This window comes from Pseudomonas frederiksbergensis (assembly GCF_035751725.1).
Taxonomy (GTDB): Bacteria; Pseudomonadota; Gammaproteobacteria; order Pseudomonadales; family Pseudomonadaceae; genus Aquipseudomonas; species Aquipseudomonas frederiksbergensis_A.
The window spans coordinates 1,767,049-1,784,559 of sequence record NZ_CP142104.1; the positions used below are offsets into that span (position 1 = coordinate 1,767,049).

General features: G+C 61.1%; 15 protein-coding genes and 1 pseudogene. 11 read left to right on the forward strand and 5 right to left on the reverse strand.

Translation table 11 applies throughout. The features are described from left to right. Positions 1-225: 225 nt before the first annotated feature. Positions 226-633: a PA2817 family protein gene (locus VQ575_RS07875; protein ID WP_039594041.1), complete on the reverse strand. Its 408-nt coding sequence runs from the start codon at positions 631-633 to the stop codon at positions 226-228. Positions 634-711: 78 nt separating this feature from the next. Beyond that, positions 712-3,159: an acyl-CoA dehydrogenase gene (locus tag VQ575_RS07880; RefSeq protein WP_325919409.1), complete on the reverse strand. Its 2,448-nt coding sequence runs from the start codon at positions 3,157-3,159 to the stop codon at positions 712-714. 292 nt (positions 3,160-3,451) lie between these two features. Between VQ575_RS07880 and VQ575_RS07885 the strand changes: the two genes are divergently transcribed. The 3 genes from VQ575_RS07885 (at position 3,452) to VQ575_RS07895 (ending at position 5,917) form a co-directional block, all read left to right on the forward strand. Then, positions 3,452-4,075: a glutathione S-transferase family protein gene (locus tag VQ575_RS07885; protein WP_039594043.1), complete on the forward strand. Its 624-nt coding sequence runs from the start codon at positions 3,452-3,454 to the stop codon at positions 4,073-4,075. A gap of 133 nt (positions 4,076-4,208) precedes the next feature. Next, positions 4,209-5,141, forward strand: a complete 933-nt coding sequence (locus tag VQ575_RS07890; protein WP_039594044.1) for an ABC transporter ATP-binding protein — start codon at positions 4,209-4,211, stop codon at positions 5,139-5,141. Next, entirely contained in the window at positions 5,138-5,917 is a 780-nt protein-coding gene (locus VQ575_RS07895; RefSeq protein WP_039594045.1) for an ABC transporter permease, read from the forward strand. The genes VQ575_RS07890 and VQ575_RS07895 overlap by 4 nt, the downstream gene beginning before the upstream one ends. A gap of 79 nt (positions 5,918-5,996) precedes the next feature. On the opposite strand, the gene VQ575_RS07900 is transcribed toward VQ575_RS07895, so the two are convergent. Beyond that, complete coding sequence (locus VQ575_RS07900) at positions 5,997-6,512, reverse strand: DUF2062 domain-containing protein (protein WP_039594046.1); 516 nt, start codon at positions 6,510-6,512, stop codon at positions 5,997-5,999. A 145-nt stretch (positions 6,513-6,657) separates the two neighbouring features. Between VQ575_RS07900 and VQ575_RS07905 the strand changes: the two genes are divergently transcribed. The 8 genes from VQ575_RS07905 (at position 6,658) to murB (ending at position 13,522) form a co-directional block, all read left to right on the forward strand. Then, the gene (locus VQ575_RS07905) at positions 6,658-8,904 is read left to right on the forward strand and encodes a DNA internalization-related competence protein ComEC/Rec2 (RefSeq protein ID WP_325919411.1); all 2,247 of its coding nucleotides are present in this window, start codon (positions 6,658-6,660) and stop codon (positions 8,902-8,904) included. Positions 8,905-9,000: 96 nt separating this feature from the next. Beyond that, entirely contained in the window at positions 9,001-9,636 is a 636-nt protein-coding gene (locus VQ575_RS07910) for a MotA/TolQ/ExbB proton channel family protein (protein WP_162488979.1), read from the forward strand. Continuing rightward, the gene (locus VQ575_RS07915; protein ID WP_039594048.1) at positions 9,633-10,061 is read left to right on the forward strand and encodes an ExbD/TolR family protein; all 429 of its coding nucleotides are present in this window, start codon (positions 9,633-9,635) and stop codon (positions 10,059-10,061) included. The genes VQ575_RS07910 and VQ575_RS07915 overlap by 4 nt, the downstream gene beginning before the upstream one ends. Further along, complete coding sequence (gene lpxK / locus VQ575_RS07920; RefSeq protein ID WP_325919413.1) at positions 10,061-11,071, forward strand: tetraacyldisaccharide 4'-kinase; 1,011 nt, start codon at positions 10,061-10,063, stop codon at positions 11,069-11,071. The genes VQ575_RS07915 and lpxK overlap by 1 nt, the downstream gene beginning before the upstream one ends. A 24-nt stretch (positions 11,072-11,095) precedes the next feature. Then, the gene (locus tag VQ575_RS07925; protein ID WP_003179363.1) at positions 11,096-11,281 is read left to right on the forward strand and encodes a Trm112 family protein; all 186 of its coding nucleotides are present in this window, start codon (positions 11,096-11,098) and stop codon (positions 11,279-11,281) included. Beyond that, a complete protein-coding gene (kdsB, locus tag VQ575_RS07930; protein WP_325919415.1) occupies positions 11,278-12,042 on the forward strand; it encodes a 3-deoxy-manno-octulosonate cytidylyltransferase in 765 nt (254 codons plus the stop codon). The genes VQ575_RS07925 and kdsB overlap by 4 nt, the downstream gene beginning before the upstream one ends. Continuing rightward, positions 12,042-12,506 (forward strand): low molecular weight protein-tyrosine-phosphatase, encoded by a 465-nt coding sequence (locus tag VQ575_RS07935; protein ID WP_039594051.1) that lies wholly within the window; start codon positions 12,042-12,044, stop codon positions 12,504-12,506. Before kdsB ends, VQ575_RS07935 begins: the two co-directional genes overlap by 1 nt. Next, a complete protein-coding gene (gene murB, locus VQ575_RS07940) occupies positions 12,503-13,522 on the forward strand; it encodes a UDP-N-acetylmuramate dehydrogenase (RefSeq protein WP_325919416.1) in 1,020 nt (339 codons plus the stop codon). The genes VQ575_RS07935 and murB overlap by 4 nt, the downstream gene beginning before the upstream one ends. Positions 13,523-13,658: 136 nt before the next feature. Here murB and VQ575_RS07945 read toward each other — a convergent pair whose 3' ends face one another. Next, a complete protein-coding gene (locus VQ575_RS07945; protein WP_152668473.1) occupies positions 13,659-14,159 on the reverse strand; it encodes a hypothetical protein in 501 nt (166 codons plus the stop codon). Between the two features lie 8 nt (positions 14,160-14,167). Next, positions 14,168-17,511, reverse strand: a pseudogene (locus tag VQ575_RS07950) (type VI secretion system Vgr family protein).

Sequence of the window (17,511 nt, forward strand, 5' to 3'; positions counted from 1 at the left end):
AGTACACCCATGGCAAAGCGCCACGACCCAAATACTATTTTCGTCTGAAATCTGACGGAAGGAGAGAGAGCCCAAAAATAGCGTCAATAAAACGTTATTCGGGGCTTTTTACGAGGGTGACGAAATTGACGGTCGAATGAAAATCGAATCGATTAACCGTCCTTGATCCATGAAAAAGGCCCGCAGGGTTCTACACTATGCGGGCCTTTGCATTGCTGTTTGCGATCAGTGCTTGCTGTCCTGATCCGACATCGCCAGCAATTGTTTTTCCTGGTTCCAATCGAAGGGCTCGTCGTTTTGCTCAGCTTCGAAACGACGTTCCTCCAAGGCCTGGTACAGGTCGATTTCTTCGTCGGGCATGTAGTGCAGGCAATCGCCGCCGAAGTACCAGAGCAAGTCACGTGGGACCAAGTGGGCGATCTGCGGGTAACGGACGATCACCTGGCACAGGAGGTCCTGGCCCAGGTATTGGCTTTCGATCGGATCGACCGGCAACTGAGCGCGCAAATCATCAAAGCGCTCCAGGAATAGCGCATGGCTTTCTTCGGGAACCTGTTCGGCCTCACCCACGGCGACCAGGATGCTGCGCAAGTGGTCAAGCAAGACGAGGTGATCGGCAACGACGTTGGACACGAGATAAGTCCTCAAGAGCAAAACGGGCGCAGGAGTATAAAGTGCCTGCGCCCTCTTTTACATGCTAGTCCGACCGGATCACCTGACTTTGTCCTCGGCAAGCGTAAGCGCTTGCTTATCAAAATCATCGACATCGATGACTTTACGCCTTGCCGCTTCGGCTGCGCGCAGGGTCTGGGCCTCACCGGCTTGCAGCACGCCCGCTTGCAACGCTGCGTCGAAAAGGTGCTCTCCGGGGGCCGGGTCGAGTTGACCCTGCTTCATCGCCACGTGCAATTTCTTGTGAAGCGGATGGGCAGCGGCCAGCAGGTCGGCGGCATGTTGCAGAGCGCCCACCGGATCGTCCTGCGACTGCGGGCGATAGCAACCTTGAAGCAGTTCTTCCAGGGTCGGATCGCCCTTGGCTCGCCCAATAACGGCGGCGACTTCGGCGTCCAATTTGTCGCTCGGCCCTTTGTGACGCCGGCCGAAAGGGAACACCACCACACGCAACAGGCAGCCCAGCACGCGGTTGGGAAAGTTGCTCAGCAGTTCGTCCAAGGCCCGCTCCGACTGGCCCAGGCTTTCTTCCATGGCCCACTGGAACAGTGGCGCCATGTGGTCCGGCGAATCGAGGTCGTGGTAGCGCTTGAGTGCAGCCGAGGCCAGGTAAAGATTGCTCAACACATCACCCAGGCGGGCGGATAAACGTTCGCGGCGCTTGAGCTCACCTCCCAGCAACATCATGCTCAAATCCGCCAGCAGGGCAAATGCCGCCGCTTGGCGGTTGAGGGCGCGGAAGTAGCCTTGGCTCAGGGCGTTGCCCGGCACGTTGTCGAAATGCCCGAGGCCCAGGTTCAAGACCAGCGTGCTCGCGGCGTTGCTGATGGCAAACCCGATGTGCTTGAGCAGCAATCCGTCAAATTCGATCAGTGCCTGGTCTTTGTCCTCGCGGGTGGCCAGGGCCATTTCCTTGAGCACGAAAGGATGGCAGCGGATGGCCCCCTGGCCGAAGATCATTAAATTGCGCGACAGGATATTCGCGCCCTCGACCGTGATGAAGATCGGCGCGCCTTGCCAACTGCGCCCCAGGTAATTGTTCGGGCCCATGATGATGCCTTTGCCGCCGTGAACATCCATGGCGTGGCTGATGCATTCGCGGCCACGTTCGGTCAGGTGGTACTTGAGGATCGCCGACAGCACCGAAGGTTTTTCGCCGAGGTCCACCGCGTTGGCCGTCAGCATGCGCGCGGCGTCCATCAGCCAGGCGTTGCCGCCGATGCGCGCCATGGCTTCCTGGATGCCTTCGAAGGCTGACAACGGCACGTTGAATTGTTCACGCACCTGGGTGTACTGGCCGGTGACCAGGCTGGTGAACTTCGCCGCGCCGGTACCGACCGCGGGCAGGGAAATCGAGCGCCCGACCGACAGGCAGTTCATCAGCATCATCCAGCCCTTGCCGAGCATGGCCTGGCCGCCGATCAGGAAATCCAGCGGGATGAAGACATCCTTGCCCCAGTTCGGTCCGTTCATGAAGGCAGCGCCGAGGGGCAGGTGGCGACGGCCGATTTGAACACCGGGCGTATCCGTGGGGATCAGCGCGAGACTGATCCCCAGTTCCTCTTGGTCGCCCAGCAAGTGGTCCGGGTCATAAGCCTTGAAGGCCAGGCCGAGGAGGGTGGCGACCGGGCCGAGGGTGATGTAGCGCTTTTCCCAGTTCAAGCGCAGGCCAAGGGTTTCCTCGCCTTGCCATTCGCCTTTGCAGATGATCCCGGTGTCGGGCATCGCCCCGGCGTCGGACCCGGCCAATGGACCGGTCAGCGCGAAGCAGGGAATGTCGTCGCCCCGGGCCAGTCGCGGCAGGTAGTGGTTGCGTTGTTCATCGGTGCCGTAATGCAGCAGCAGTTCCGCCGGGCCCAGGGAGTTGGGGACCATGACGGTGGAAGCCAGGTCGCCGCTGCGGGTCGCGAGTTTCATGGCTACCTGGGAATGGGCATAGGCGGAGAATCCTTTGCCGCCGTATTCCTTGGGAATGATAAGGGCGAAGAAACCATGCGCCTTGATGTGTTCCCAGGCTTCGGGCGGCAGGTCCATGGCCTGGCCGATCTGCCAGTCGCTGACCATTGCGCAGAGGGCTTCGGTCGGGCCGTCGAGGAACGCCTGCTCTTCTTCAGTCAGTCGAACCTTGGGGTAAGCCAGCAGCGTGTCCCAGTCCGGCCGGCCGCTGAACAGTTCGCCATCCCACCACACCGTGCCCGCGTCGATGGCGTCTCGCTCGGTCTGGGACATGGGCGGCAAGGTTTTCTGGAACCAGTCGAACATCGGCGCGCTGAAATGTGTGCGGCGCAGGTCTGGCAGCAGCAGCGGAGTGGCGATGGCGGCGAGCAGCAGCCAGAGAACGAGCATCAGCCATCCGGGCGCATGGCTGGCGATGCCCATCACCACCAGATAGATCGCGACGATGCCCAGCGCCGGCAGCGGGGCGGTGCGACGATGCCCCAGCCAGGCGACCCCGACGACCAGAACCAGTATCCACAACAACAGCATAAGTGATCCTCCGTGAACCAAGGCGAAACCGACCTCCAGAGCTTAGACGGCCCCTGCAAAACCGGCAGTAGGCGCGATGTGATTGATTCGTGGGAAACCCTCGACGTATCGCGCCAGTCTGGTTGGCAACAGCCGTGGGAAATCGTTCGTCACCAAAGTGAGAAAACGCCATTGTTTGGCGCAAATGCCTTGTCGGCCCAGGGCGACTGCCGGCGCGCATTCGCGCGATGATTTGAGCCATTGCTGATCCGGCGTATGCTGCTGCGGCATTTATCCAACGAGGAAAGCCGTGATGCTGAAGATCTGGGGCCGGAAGAATTCATCGAACGTGCGCAAGGCGTTGTGGTGCGCCGAAGAGTTGGGATTGGCCTACGAGGCCATTGATGCGGGGGGCGCGTTCGGTGTGGTGGATACGCCTGAATACCGCGCGAAGAATCCCAACGGCCGGGTTCCGATGATAGAAGACGATGGCTTCGTGCTCTGGGAGTCGAACACCATCGTTCGATACCTGGTGGCGCGCCATGCCCCGGGTTCGGCCTGGTATCCCGCTGATGTACAGGCCCGGGCCGAGGCAGATAAATGGATGGATTGGACGACGTCGAGTTTCGCCACACCGTTTCGAACGGTGTTCTGGGGCGTCTTGCGCACCCCGGCCGAGCAGCAGGATTGGAGTGCCATCAAGGCCGCTATCAAGGAATGCGATGACTTGTTGGCCATGGTGGAACAGACGCTGGGCGAACAGCCTTACCTTGGCGGTGACGAAATTGGCATGGGCGATATTCCCCTGGGCAGTTTCATTTATGCCTGGTTCGAGATGCCCATCGAGCGTGCCGCGTTGCCCAATGTGCAAGCCTGGTACGCACGGCTCCAGCAGCGTCCGGCCTATCGCAAAGCCGTCATGACCGCGTTGACTTGATAGTTACTATCGACACGCTTCACTGTACTTGCACGACGACGCCACGCACCATTGCCTTCGTACGCCATGGTTGTATTGCTCGCCGTGCGCCCTTATCTAGTGTTCTTTCCCCCTTCTTGGTGCGTAATCCAATATGAGTTCCGCTCTGTCCATACGGCAGTTAACCAAAACCTACGGCAACGGTTTCCAGGCCCTGAGTGGTATCGATCTGGATGTAGCTGAAGGTGATTTCTTCGCCTTGCTTGGCCCTAACGGCGCCGGCAAATCCACCACCATCGGCATTCTTTCCACCCTGGTGAACAAGACCAGCGGCACGGTCAATGTCTTCGGCCACGACCTGGACCGCGAGCCCGCCGCGCTCAAGCGCTGCATCGGCGTGGTGCCCCAGGAGTTCAATTTCAACCAGTTCGAAAAAACGTTCGACATCGTCGTGACCCAGGCCGGCTACTATGGCATCCCGCCGAAGATTGCCAATGAGCGCGCCGAACAGTACCTGACCCAATTGGGCTTGTGGGACAAGCGCGACGTGCCGTCCCGTTCATTGTCCGGCGGCATGAAGCGACGCCTGATGATCGCGCGCGCGCTGGTGCACGAACCGCGGTTGTTGATCCTCGACGAGCCGACCGCGGGCGTGGACATCGAGCTGCGCCGTTCGATGTGGACCTTCCTGACCGAGCTGAACAAGAAGGGCATCACCATTATCCTGACCACGCATTACCTGGAAGAGGCCGAGCAGCTGTGCCGCAACATCGGCATCATCGACCACGGCACCATCGTCGAGAACACCAGCATGCGGCAGCTGCTGAGCCAATTGCATGTGGAAACCTTCCTGCTGGATCTCAAGCATGACCTGAGCGTCAGCCCCCAGCTCGTTGGTTATCCGGCGCGGCTGCTGGACGGCCACACCCTGGAAGTCCAGGTCGACAAATCCGTCGGCATCACCGGCCTGTTCACCCAGCTGGCCCTTCAGAACATCGAAGTGCTGAGCCTGCGCAACAAGACCAATCGCCTTGAGGAGTTGTTCGTGTCCCTGGTGGAAAAAAACCTGGCGAAGGTGGCCGTATGAGTTCCGAACTGCGCCCCAACCTCATCGCTCTCAATACCATTGTCTACCGTGAAGTCCGACGCTTCATGCGGATCTGGCCGCAGACCTTGCTGCCGCCGGCCATTACCATGGTTCTGTACTTCGTGATCTTCGGCAACCTGATCGGCCGGCAGATCGGCGACATGGGCGGCTTTACGTACATGGACTACATCGTGCCGGGCCTGATCATGATGTCGGTGATCACCAACTCCTACGGCAACGTCGTGTCGAGTTTTTTCGGCAGCAAGTTCCAGCGTTCGATCGAAGAACTGATGGTCTCGCCGGTTTCGCCCCATACCATCCTGATCGGGTTCACCTTGGGTGGTGTGTTGCGAGGGCTGGCGGTGGGTTTTATCGTGACGCTGCTGTCGTTGTTCTTCACCGATCTCCAGGTGCATCACCTGGGGGTGACGATCCTGGTGGTGGTGCTGACGGCGACGATTTTTTCATTGCTGGGTTTCATCAATGCCGTGTTTGCGCGCAACTTCGATGATATCTCCATCATCCCCACGTTCGTGCTGACGCCGCTGACCTACCTGGGCGGGGTTTTCTATTCGATTTCCTTGCTGCCACCGTTCTGGCAGACCGTATCGCTGGCCAACCCGGTGTTGCATATGGTCAACGCGTTTCGCTATGGGATCCTTGGGGTTTCGGACATTCGCATCAGTATCGCGATTACCTTCATGGTGGTGGCGACGGTGGTGCTTTATGTGGGATGCGCGCGGTTGTTGGTGAGTGGGCGGGGTATGCGGACCTGAGGTGATCCTGGGTTGTCGTTATCCTGCGGGTATGAAAAACCGTTTCTTCGGTAATCGAAGAAACGGTTTTCATAAGCACTCACATCCGACTTCGCTTGCGTCGCCGCCACTGCCTCGCCACCCACCATCGCCAATACGCCATGGTCACAAAGTAAGCCAGCACCCCAAGCACCAGCCCCGTCACCACCGAACCCAGCAAGAACGGCTGCCACAACGTCGACAGCTGATTGGTGATCCATTCCCACGTCAGCTCGTCAGGCAGCGTCCGGGCCGGCACGTCCATGAGCCAGGCACCGGTTTGATAAGTACAGAAGAACACCGCCGGCATGGTGATGGGATTGGTCAGCCAGACCAGGCTCACTGCAATCGGGATGTTGCCACGGACTGTGACGGCCAGCGCTGCGGCCAGCAGCATTTGCAGGGGAATCGGCAAGAAAGCGGCAAACAGACCGACGGCCATCGCCCGAGCCACGGAGTGGCGATTGAGGTGCCAGAGGTTGGGGTCGTGCAGCAGGGTGCCGAGAAAGCGTAAGGATTTGTGTTCCCGAATGCTCGCTGGGTCAGGCATGTAGCGTTTGAATAGGCGCCGGGGCATAAGGACTTCTCGGTCGGATCACAGCAGTCAGGCCGCAAGTATGTCCGGATTCTACGGCTGACAGATTCAGACTTTGTGACAATTGATAACGCGCAGGGTGCCCTGGAACGTCTAAGCCTGAGAGGGAACTCTCAAGGATGGGCTTATGCGCACGGCAATGGTCGCGCTTGCACTGGGGCTGCTGGCTCCGACTTTCCTACCGGTATTGCCACCGTTCTGGTTGATGGCAGCCATGTCTTTAGCGGCATTGCTGGCGTTGCCGACGCGTGCGTACCTGGCAGGCGTTTTTTTCATTGGGCTGGCCTGGGCCTGTTTTTCGGCACAGATTGCATTGGACGATCGGCTGTCCGTCGCGCTGGAGGGGCAAACCCGCTGGGTCGAGGGCCGTGTCGTCGGGTTGCCGCAACACAGCGATGGCGTGGTGCGTTTCGAACTCGCGGATGCGTATTCCCGGCGCACGCGCTTGCCGACATCGATGCGTCTGGCCTGGTATGGCGGGCCGCTGGTCAACAGTGGCGAAACATGGCGCCTGGCGGTGAAGCTCAAGCGCCCCGCGGGGCTGCTCAATCCCCATGGCTTCGACTATGAGGCCTGGCTGTTGAGCAGGGGCATCGGCGCCACCGGCACCGTCAAGGATGGATCGCTGCTGCAGCCGGCCCAGGGTGCCTGGCGTGATGGGGTCCGCCAGGCGTTGGCGAACGTCGAAGCCCAGGGTCGTTCCGGTGCGCTGTTGGCGCTGGTCCTCGGCGACGGCGCCGGGCTGAGCCGCGAAGATTGGCAGGTGCTGCAGGACACCGGCACTGTCCATTTATTGGTGATTTCCGGGCAACACATCGGCCTGCTTGCCGGCCTGGTCTATTTGTTGGTGGCCGGCGCGGCGCGTCATGGCGTTTGGCCGGCGCGTTTGCCGTGGTTGCCCTGGGCATGTGCGCTGGCCTTTGCCGCGGCCCTGGGCTACGGCTTGCTCGCCGGCTTCGAGGTGCCGGTGCGAAGGGCCTGCGCAATGATCGGCCTGGTGCTGCTATGGCGCTTGCGCTTTCGCCAGGCGCAACCGTGGTGGGCCTGGCTGGCGGCGTTCGTGGGCGTGTTGGTGCTGGATCCGCTGGCGAGCCTGCGGCCAGGGTTCTGGTTGTCGTTCGCCGCAGTGGCGATATTGATGTTCACGTTCGGCGGTCGCCTGGGTCCCTGGCGTTGGTGGCAGACCTGGACTCGTGCCCAGTGGTTGATCGCCCTGGGGCTGTGCCCGCTGTTGCTGATCCTGGGACTGCCGGTCAGTCTCAGCGGTCCGTTGATCAACTTGCTGGCGGTGCCTTGGATCAGCCTGCTGGTGCTGCCCTCGGCACTGCTTGGCACGGCGTTGCTGCCGATACCCTTCGTCGGTGAAAGCCTGCTCTGGATCGCCGGCGGGCTGCTTGATCTGCTGTTCAAGGGGCTCGCCCTGGCTGCGGGGCAGGTGCCGGCCTGGGTGCCTCCCGCCGTACCGCTTTGGGCGTGGTGCATTGCGGCGTCCGGTGCGCTGCTGTTGTTGCTGCCCAAGGGCGTGCCGCTACGCCTCCTCGGGTGGCCGATGTTGTTGCTGATCGTTTTTCCTCCAGGGGAAGAAGTGCCCATGGGCCAAGCCGAAATCTGGCAATTGGACGTCGGCCAGGGGCTGGCGATACTGGTGCGCACCCATCGGCATACCTTGCTTTACGACGCAGGCCCGCGCTTTGGCGAGGCGGATGCCGGCGAGCGCGTGGTCGTGCCGACCTTGCATAAGCTTGGCGTGCAAGAGATCGACCTGATGTTACTGAGCCACGCCGATGCCGATCATGCCGGTGGCGCCCAGGCCGTGCGCAACGGATTACCAACGACCCGGGTCATCAGCGGTGATCCGCAAGCGCTGCCCGGCGATTTACAGGCGGGTCCGTGCAATAGCGGCGACAGTTGGACATGGGACGGGGTCAGGTTCGAGCTCTGGCGCTGGGCTTCGGCCATCGAAAGCAACCAGAAATCCTGTGTCTTGCTGGTCGTGGCTGGCGATGAGCGACTGTTGTTGACCGGCGACATCGATACCCACGCCGAGCGCGCTTTGCTCGAAGGCCCCCTGGCGGGGCCGATCCAATGGCTGGCGGCACCGCACCACGGCAGCCGCAGCTCATCGTCGATGGCGCTGCTGGCGCGGCTCAAGCCTCATTCCGTGTTGATCTCCAGCGGACGAAGCAATGCTTTCGGTCATCCGCATCCGTGGGTGATGGAGCGGTACCGCAGGTTGGGCCTGTCGATCCTCGACAGTGCCGAGCAGGGCGCCATTCGTCTGCAACTGGGTGCCTTCGTGCCAGCGCATACCGAGGCCGGCGTTCGGCGCTACTGGCGTGACCGGCTGGCCGCAGGGGCTTGGACAGAACATTGACCCAGCTCATCGGACATGACCCTGTTGTCGGCGGCGCGGGTCTGCACCGGGCGTCTGTATGATAAAGTGGCGCACTTTTTCGAGGGGGCTGTCACTGTGTGGGAATTGGTCAAATCCGGCGGCTGGATGATGTTGCCGATCATTCTGAGTTCCATCGCGGCACTGGGTATCGTTGCCGAACGCCTGTGGACCTTGCGGGCCAGTCGCGTGACCCCGGAGCATTTGCTCGGGCAGGTCTGGGTCTGGATCAAGGACAAGCAACTGAACAAGGACAAGCTCAAGGAGCTGCGGGCCAGTTCGCCGCTGGGTGAAATCCTTGCCGCAGGCCTGGCCAACTCCAAGCATGGTCGCGAGATCATGAAGGAATGTATCGAAGAGGCGGCGGCCCGGGTCATCCATGAACTTGAGCGCTATCTCAATGCCCTGGGCACCATCGCTGCCATGGCCCCGTTGCTGGGTTTGTTGGGCACGGTACTGGGCATGATCGATATTTTCAGCGCGTTTACCGGTACTGGCATGAGCACCAACGCATCGGTGCTGGCCAGCGGTATTTCCAAAGCGTTGATCACCACCGCAGCCGGTTTGATGGTGGGTATCCCCTCGGTGTTTTTCCATCGCTTCCTGCAGCGCCGCGTCGACGAACTGGTGGTGGGCATGGAGCAGGAAGCCATCAAGCTGGTCGAGGTGGTGCAGGGTGATCGTGACGTGGACCTGGCCGGGGGCAAGAAGTGAAATTCCGCCGCAAACCACGGGAAAACATCGAGATCAATCTCGCGTCGCTGATCGACGTGGTCTTCATCCTGCTGCTGTTTTTCGTCGTGACCACCACTTTCACCCGGGAAACCCAGCTCAAGGTCGAACTGCCGCAGGCCGTCAGTGGCTCGCCGGCCGAAGACCAGCAATTGAAAAACCTTGAAGTCATCATCAGCGCCGAGGGGACGTTCTCGGTGAACAACCAGTTGCTGCCCAAAAGTGACCTGGCGAGCCTGATCGAGGCCCTGCAGAAAGAGTCCGGCGGCGACACCAACCTGCCGCTGTCCATCAGCGCCGACGGCAAGACGCCTCATCAATCGGTCATCACCGCCATGGACGCGGCCGGCAAGCTCGGTTTCAGCCATCTGCGCATGACCACGGTCGAGGCGGCTCCCGCACCCTGATGGCCATGTCCGATCGATTGCTTGCCGCCTGGTATGAAGGGCATCGCGCCCTTGCGCTACTGCGGCCACTTGAATGGTTGTATCGACGCGTCGTGGTCGGCAAGCGCGAGCGATTCCTGGCAGGCGAGGGTGATATCTACCAGCCCCCCGTGCCGCTGGTCGTGGTCGGTAATATCACCGTTGGCGGTACTGGCAAGACGCCGTTGATCTTGTGGATGATCGAGCATTGCCAGCGCAGCGGCCTTCGGGTCGGCGTGGTCAGCCGGGGTTATGGCGCCAAGCCGCCGCAGTTGCCTTGGCGAGTCGAGGCCAGCCAGGGCGCCGACGTCGCGGGTGACGAGCCGCTGCTGATCGTCCAGCGCACCGGGGTGCCGTTGATGATCGATCCCGATCGCAGCCGCGCTGTCCAGACCTTGTTGGAAACCGAGCCGCTGGACCTGATCCTGTCCGACGACGGCATGCAGCACTATCGCTTGGCGCGGGACCTTGAACTGGTACTGATCGACAATGCCCGTGGCCTGGGCAATAGGCGCTGCCTGCCCGCCGGCCCGTTGCGCGAGCCAGTCGAGCGCCTTCAGTCGGTCGACGCCGTGCTGTTCAACGGCGCCGCCGCTGATCGCGAGGACGGCTTTGCCTTCGAGTTGCGGCCTACCGCCCTGGTCAACCTGGCCAGCGGCGAACGGCGCGCCCTCGATCACTTCCCACCCGGCCAGGCCTTGCACGCCGTGGCCGGCATCGGCAATCCGCAGCGTTTCTTCAAGACCCTTGAAACGCTACACTGGCGGCCAATACCGCACGGGTTTGCCGATCACGCCGAGTACAGTGTCCGGGCCTTGAGCTTCACGCCGTCCCTGCCGGTGGTCATGACGGAAAAGGACGCGGTCAAATGCCGTGCCTTCGCCGCGCCCGACTGGTGGTACCTGGCGGTGGATGCAGCTCCTTCGCCGGCCTTCTCGGCCTGGTTCGATACGCAGCTGATGCGCCTGTTGCCGGATCGACTCTTGCCTTAAACGTTTTATCCAGGGGATTTTTTCATGGACACCAAACTGCTCGATATCCTGGCTTGCCCGGTCTGCAAAGGCCCGCTCAAGCTCAGCGCCGACAAGACCGAGCTGATCAGCAAGGGCGCCGGCCTGGCCTATCCGATTCGCGACGGCATCCCAGTGATGCTCGAGAGCGAAGCTCGCACCCTGACCACCGATGAGCGCCTGGATAAATGACTACGGTGTTTACTGTTGTTATTCCGTCGCGCTTCGCTTCGACGCGTTTGCCCGGCAAACCGCTGCTGTTGATCGCCGGCAAGCCGATGATCCAGCACGTCTGGGAGCAGGCCAGCAAGAGCAGTGCCCAGCGCGTGGTGGTCGCGACGGATGACGCGCGCATCGAGGAGGCCTGCAAGGGCTTTGGCGCCGAGGTGGTGATGACTCGCGAGGACCACAACTCCGGCACCGATCGCCTGGCGGAAGTGGCTGCGAAACTCGGCCTGGCGCCCGATGCAATCGTGGTCAACGTGCAGGGCGACGAGCCGTTGATTCCCCCAAGTGTCATCGATCAGGTCGCCGCGAACCTCGCGGCCCACCCCGAGGCACGCATGGCCACCTTGGCCGAGCCGATCGAGGATGTGCAGGCGCTGTTCAATCCCAACGTGGTCAAGGTGGTCAGCGACCTCAATGGCCTTGCGCTGACCTTTAGCCGCGCCACCTTGCCCTGGGCACGGGAAGCCTTTGCCCAGCATCCCGACGTGCTGCCCGCAGACGTGCCGTTCCGCCGTCATATCGGCATCTATGCCTACCGCGCCGGCTTCCTCCAGGACTTCGTCGCGTGGGGGCCATGCTGGCTGGAGAACACCGAAGCCTTGGAGCAACTGCGAGCGTTGTGGCATGGCGTGCGGATCCACGTGGCCGACGCCCTGATCGCTCCGCCTACCGGTGTCGACACTCCCGAAGACCTCGAGCGCGTTCGTCGCCTGCTGGAGGCTTGATGCGGGTTCTGTTCGTCTGTCTCGGCAACATCTGCCGCTCGCCCACTGCCGAAGGCATCTTGCGCCACAAGTTGCGCGAGGCCGGGCTGGAGGGGCAGGTGGAAGTCGCTTCCGCCGGCACCGGCGACTGGCACGTCGGCAAGGCGCCGGACAAACGCAGCCAGGCCGCGGCGCTGCGGCGTGGCTATGACTTGTCCGCCCAGCGGGCCCGGCAGGTATCCCGCGCCGATTTCGCGGCTTATGACCTGATCCTGGCGATGGACAGCACCAACCTGCGCAATCTCAAGCTCTTGCAACCGGCCAATGCCCGTGCGGAGCTGGACCTTTTCCTGCGTCGTTACGAGGCCGAACTCGATGACGTGCCCGACCCGTACTACGACGGCGAGCAAGGTTTCGAGCAAGTGCTGGACCTGATCGAGCGCGCCACGGATCGTCTGGTGATCGAATTGAAGGGGCGGCTATGACCTTGCAAGTCCGGGCGGACGTCAGCCTCAAGCCATTCAACAGCTTCGGCGTGGATGTCTGCGCCCGTTTGTTTGCCGAGGCCCAAAGCGATGCGGATGTTCGTGAAGCCCTGTCCTATGCCGCCGGCCACGACGTGCCACTGCTGGTGATCGGCGGCGGGAGCAACCTGTTATTGACCGGCGACATCGATGCACTGGTGTTGCGCATGGCCAGTCGGGGGATCCGACTGCTCAGCGATGAAGGCGAGCGGGTGGTGATCGAGGCCGAGGCCGGCGAGCCGTGGCATCCTTTTGTCCAGCACACGCTGGCGCAGGGTTGGGCGGGCCTGGAAAACCTCAGCCTGATTCCCGGCACGGTGGGTGCGGCGCCGATGCAAAACATCGGTGCCTACGGTGTGGAAATAAAGGATGTCTTCGCCGGCCTCACCGCGCTGGATCGCTACACCGGCGAGCTGCGGGATTTCACCCTCGACGAATGTGCTTTCGCCTACCGCGACAGCCTGTTCAAGCAGCAGTCGGATCGCTGGCTGATCCTGCGGGTGCGTTTCGCCCTCAGCCGTATCGCACATCTGCACCTGGAGTACGGCCCGGTGCGCCAACGGTTGACCGAACAAGGCATCGACCAGGCAACGCCCAGTGATGTCAGCCGCGCTATTTGCAGTATCCGCAGCGAAAAACTCCCAGACCCGGCCGTGCTGGGCAACGCCGGCAGCTTCTTCAAGAACCCGTTGGTGCCGGCCGCTCACGTGGCGCATCTCAAGGATCAGTACCCCGACCTGGTGGCTTATCCACAGCCTGGCGGGCAAATGAAAATCGCCGCCGGCTGGCTGATCGAACGGGCTGGCTGGAAAGGCTTTCGCGAAGGCGACGCCGGCGTGCATAAGTTACAGGCGCTGGTGCTGGTCAATTACGGCAATGCCACCGGGCTTGAGCTGCTGGACCTGGCTCGACGGATCCAGAAAGACATTGCCGAGCGGTTTCAGGTTGATCTTGAGATGGAGCCTAATCGGTACTGAGGGGAGCAGATCGGCAGTTGGGCTTGGCATGGTCATGCGACTCAACTGGTGGGCCGGGATAACTGGGCTTATCCCGGCGCTTCTTCAGCTCGCTCCGTATCTGTTCTTCCGGGCGAAGTGCTAACAATCCGATAATTCAACAAGCAGCCTTGACTGTTCTTCCATCAGGTTCGTACTGGTACTGCCGGTAATTAAAGAATCCTTCCCGCTGCTGTCCCACGCAGAAAACCGCATCATAGAAAAGTATGCTATGACGAACCGGGTTGGCGACAATAAGGTTCATTCTCGCGTAGTACGTGTCCCCGGGTCTCAACGCCTTCGGCGCCACCTGCTCGTGGTATCCAGGCGGCAAAAAACCATAGGAAACACAACCTCCAGGTTCTAGATGGATAGGCGTGCCGTTTTGGGCCAGTTCAATTTCCCACATTGGCTTGCGCCTCCCCTCTCGTAGACTTTTCTCGGACACCCATATTGAGTCAATCCTTACGCTGTTCTGGGCTGCTTTTGGAATACAAATGAACATCTTTCCTTTATCTGAATCGATAACCGCTTCGCCCGGCATTCCCCATGGGGTCGCCTCGACTGAAGAAGAGAGGGCGCTCGACGCAACGAAAAAAACCGATATGAAAGGCCTCATGACGTTGCTCAGCTAGGCAAAAGGCGTTTGTTAAACGGATTGATCATGAGGTCCTTTAATACTAGTGCCAATAGGCTCGGATCTTTGGTTCGATTGTGGCGATTCCAGACGGAGTTTGGTTCGTGCTCAACGCAGATCAAATAGTAGTCCGAAACAATCTCTCCCTGTTGTTCCAAGTTGTACTCCGAAAATGTGCTGTCGTTATGCAACGTATATTCGTAGGCTGCCGCCCCCCTGCTAGTTACCGTCATGCCTGATTTTTTTACTGGGAAACCCAACTGGTACTGCCACACATGCGTCATTTCATGCATGAACAGCGCTTTATCACGACCATTGCCCGTTGAGGAGAAATCGTCCCTGTAGTACTCAGTACTTGCTGGGTAGTACATTTCCCCATTGGGTGTAACAGCCGTATTCTGGAACCCCAGAAACAACCACCACCCACCGTGATGCACTTTGACTTTCGTATAGTTAATTGCATCCTTGAATACGGTTCTAGCCATGGCGATCTCTCCCGCCGTCAGCGCCCGTTTCTTGCCTTCAGGCAGTGGCACGTTTCGGGCGGAGGTACCGACATTCGTATCGTTGGTAGAAACTTCCAAGGGCTTCAAATCAACTTCCAGTGACGTCTGGGCATTAAGTGCCGCGCAGCAGAAAGACTCCACTTTTTCAGGAGGGAAGAGCTTCAACTGAGTGACCTGTATTGGTTTTTCGGTCACGAGGCGCTCCGTGTAGCCCTGTTCATCCGTCACGCCTTCTACAGTGCTGCCGTCAGCCAAGGTGAGTGAATATTTGAGGTTGCTTGCCAACTCACCGCTAGAACTGATCAAGCGAAGTTGTTCGTCGTAAACTGCCTCAGGCAATTCAACCCGCAGATTTCCCGGCACTAAGGTATTGACGCTCATGGTCCGCCCATCCCTGTCCGTTACCCCATTGAACACATCCCCCTGTTGAGTCGTAACGCGATAGCGGGCAAACGGCATCGCTGCCTGGGCGTGGTCTTTCAGCGTGTAGCCGGCGGCATAACCGGCCGGTAATGGGGAGGCAGGGGTATGCAGGCTGGCCCCTTGGGTTTTTTCCACATGGGAGGCCTTCAAATAGACGTTGCCCGGTGCACCCAGCTCGATATCACCGTCTTTCAGGCGGATGTAGGCGCCACCGCAGTTGAGCACCAGCTCCTGCGGTGCGCTGATTTCCACGCGCCCTTGAATACTTTCGATTTTCACATCGGTCTTCGCCAAGGCGTGAAGATCATTCCCTTGAGCATGTAGCTCGATCTTTCCTCCGGCAGATTTGAGTTGTATCCCAGCTTCCTTGGCCACTACGCTGATGCCGCCCTGCGCGGTGGCGGTGATGTCGTGGCCTGCGCTGATATCAGCGTTGTGCGCAGCGATGATGCCAACGCTTTCGGCGCCGGAGGCCAGGCATACGGCTTCAGGGCTGACCACGCCGATCCCGCTTGGCGCATGCAGCAGTACGCCAGGTTGTTCCAAGCCTTTGAGCGCCTGGTTCAGGCGTTGCTGGCTTTCGGTGTCGCCCGGCGTTGCTTGAGCGCTACGGGCCGCCTCGGCCAAGGAACGCGCCAGGGAGAGCGCGCTTTCCAGCTGTTCAATAGCGGCTGTCATGTCGAGTTGGTCACCCTTGGCCTTGGCCTGCTCATCCGCACTGATAAACACCCCCTTGCCACCGCGAATCGCCCCCCAGCCATCGGTGCGCAACTCAAACCCTTCGCCACGCTTGTTCCGCTCGGCATCCACCAGGTGCCCCAGGTTCAGCTGGCTCTTGCCGCTGTGTTCGGTGCTGAGCTTGATGTGTTCCTGCCCGCGGGTGTCGTCCAGGCGCAGTTTGTTGTTGGTCGGGGTGCGCAGGACGTTGCGGCGTTCGTTGCGGGCGGTGACCGGGTCCGGGTGGCGGTCATCGTGCAGGGCGTGGGCGATGTACGGGCGGTCGGGGTCGCCGTGCTCGAAGGCGATCGCCACTTCGGTGCCGGCCTGCAGCGGGAAGTGCAGGCCGTGGGTGTCGCCGCCGTAGGGCCGGGCCAGGCGCAGCCAGGCGCTTTCGCGGCCGGCTTGCCAGGTGTCGCGGTCGAACAGGAAGCGCACTTTGTACGGCCTTCGAAGTCGAGGTCGGCGTACGGCGGGTTGACTTCCGGGTGGCTGACGCGGGCGGGGATGGTGCCGCTCATGCGCGGCTTGGGCAGCAGCGCCGGGCGAAAGCACACGGTTTCCGAATAGGGGATGGCTTGGAACGTGGCGATGAAGCTGCGGTCGCGGGCCGCTTCGGTACGCAGGCTGACGATCACCGCGCCGGGCTCGAACGCCTTCGGTGCGCCGCCGGTGATTTCGAGCCGCTGCGCCGTGGCCAGGGTGGCGCTGCTGGTGGTGCCGCTGAGGCGGGTCTGGTCGTTGAGGTAGCGTTCGTGGTGCAGGCGGGCGTAGAAGAAACCGCTTTCGCTTTGCAGGTCTTCGTCCAGGGCGTAGCGCTCGCCCAGCACCGTGTAGGGCTCGGCGTAGTGATAGGCCTCGCCGTAGGTGCCCTTGGCGCCCCGGGTGTGGTCGACTTCGCCGTCCAAAAAGGCATAGGCCTCGCGGTGATGGTAGGCGCGAAAGTTGATGTTTTGTTCCACCACCTGGTGGGCGGTCTGCAGGTTCCAGACCGCGTCCTGCCCATCGGCGGTCAAGCCGGATGGCGGGCGACACGGCAACTTGATGCCGCGCTGGTAGTGCCGCTGGTCGTCGTGAAATTCCACCACGTCGATGTGCAGGCGATCGTCGCTGGTGATGCGATACCAGATGCCGACCTCGGCCAGCAGGCGCTCGATGAAGGCCAGGTCGCTCTCGTCGTATTGCATGACCTGTTCACGCCGGGGGTACTGGCGCACCAGGTTGAAATAGAACTCCTCGCCCAGGTAAGCGTGGCGCTTGCGCATGATCTGCTCGACGATTTCCGGCACCGACTGGTACTGGTAGATCCGAAACTGCTTGCCGCGCCCGAGCAGCGCGAAACGTGGTTGCAGGGTGATTTCGTAGCGGGCTTCGTCGTTGGAGCCGGACAGTCGCTTGAAGTCTGTAACGATGCCGTGGAAGGAACGCAGCGGTTCGATCACCGGCGGCGTGAAGCCCTTGGGTGTCGGCGGTGGCGGCACGGGGTACAGGTCGAAATAACCCCAGCGGTTGAGCAGGTCGGTGGCCGCCAGGTCGCGCTCGGTGCAGGTGAATTCGATGCGGTAGTGGTAAGGACGACTCAGGTGTTCTTCGCCGACGAAGGCCAGGACGTCGAGATGGGCGTTGAGTTTGGACACTCGCAGGGTGTGGCGGCTGTGGTCGAAGAAGGTCGGGAATGGGTTAGGCAT

What these genes read in the sequence shown, in the direction of transcription:
- VQ575_RS07880 (WP_325919409.1), bottom strand. Translation starts at nt 3,159, where the DNA reads ATGCTGTTGTTGTGGATACTGGTTCTGGTCGTCGGGGTCGCCTGGCTG.
- VQ575_RS07885 (WP_039594043.1), top strand. Translation starts at nt 3,452, where the DNA reads ATGCTGAAGATCTGGGGCCGGAAGAATTCATCGAACGTGCGCAAGGCG.
- VQ575_RS07890 (WP_039594044.1), top strand. Translation starts at nt 4,209, where the DNA reads ATGAGTTCCGCTCTGTCCATACGGCAGTTAACCAAAACCTACGGCAAC.
- VQ575_RS07895 (WP_039594045.1), top strand. Translation starts at nt 5,138, where the DNA reads ATGAGTTCCGAACTGCGCCCCAACCTCATCGCTCTCAATACCATTGTC.
- VQ575_RS07900 (WP_039594046.1), bottom strand. Translation starts at nt 6,512, where the DNA reads ATGCCCCGGCGCCTATTCAAACGCTACATGCCTGACCCAGCGAGCATT.
- VQ575_RS07905 (WP_325919411.1), top strand. Translation starts at nt 6,658, where the DNA reads ATGCGCACGGCAATGGTCGCGCTTGCACTGGGGCTGCTGGCTCCGACT.
- lpxK (WP_325919413.1), top strand. Translation starts at nt 10,061, where the DNA reads ATGGCCATGTCCGATCGATTGCTTGCCGCCTGGTATGAAGGGCATCGC.
- VQ575_RS07925 (WP_003179363.1), top strand. Translation starts at nt 11,096, where the DNA reads ATGGACACCAAACTGCTCGATATCCTGGCTTGCCCGGTCTGCAAAGGC.
- kdsB (WP_325919415.1), top strand. Translation starts at nt 11,278, where the DNA reads ATGACTACGGTGTTTACTGTTGTTATTCCGTCGCGCTTCGCTTCGACG.
- VQ575_RS07935 (WP_039594051.1), top strand. Translation starts at nt 12,042, where the DNA reads ATGCGGGTTCTGTTCGTCTGTCTCGGCAACATCTGCCGCTCGCCCACT.
- murB (WP_325919416.1), top strand. Translation starts at nt 12,503, where the DNA reads ATGACCTTGCAAGTCCGGGCGGACGTCAGCCTCAAGCCATTCAACAGC.
- VQ575_RS07945 (WP_152668473.1), bottom strand. Translation starts at nt 14,159, where the DNA reads ATGAGGCCTTTCATATCGGTTTTTTTCGTTGCGTCGAGCGCCCTCTCT.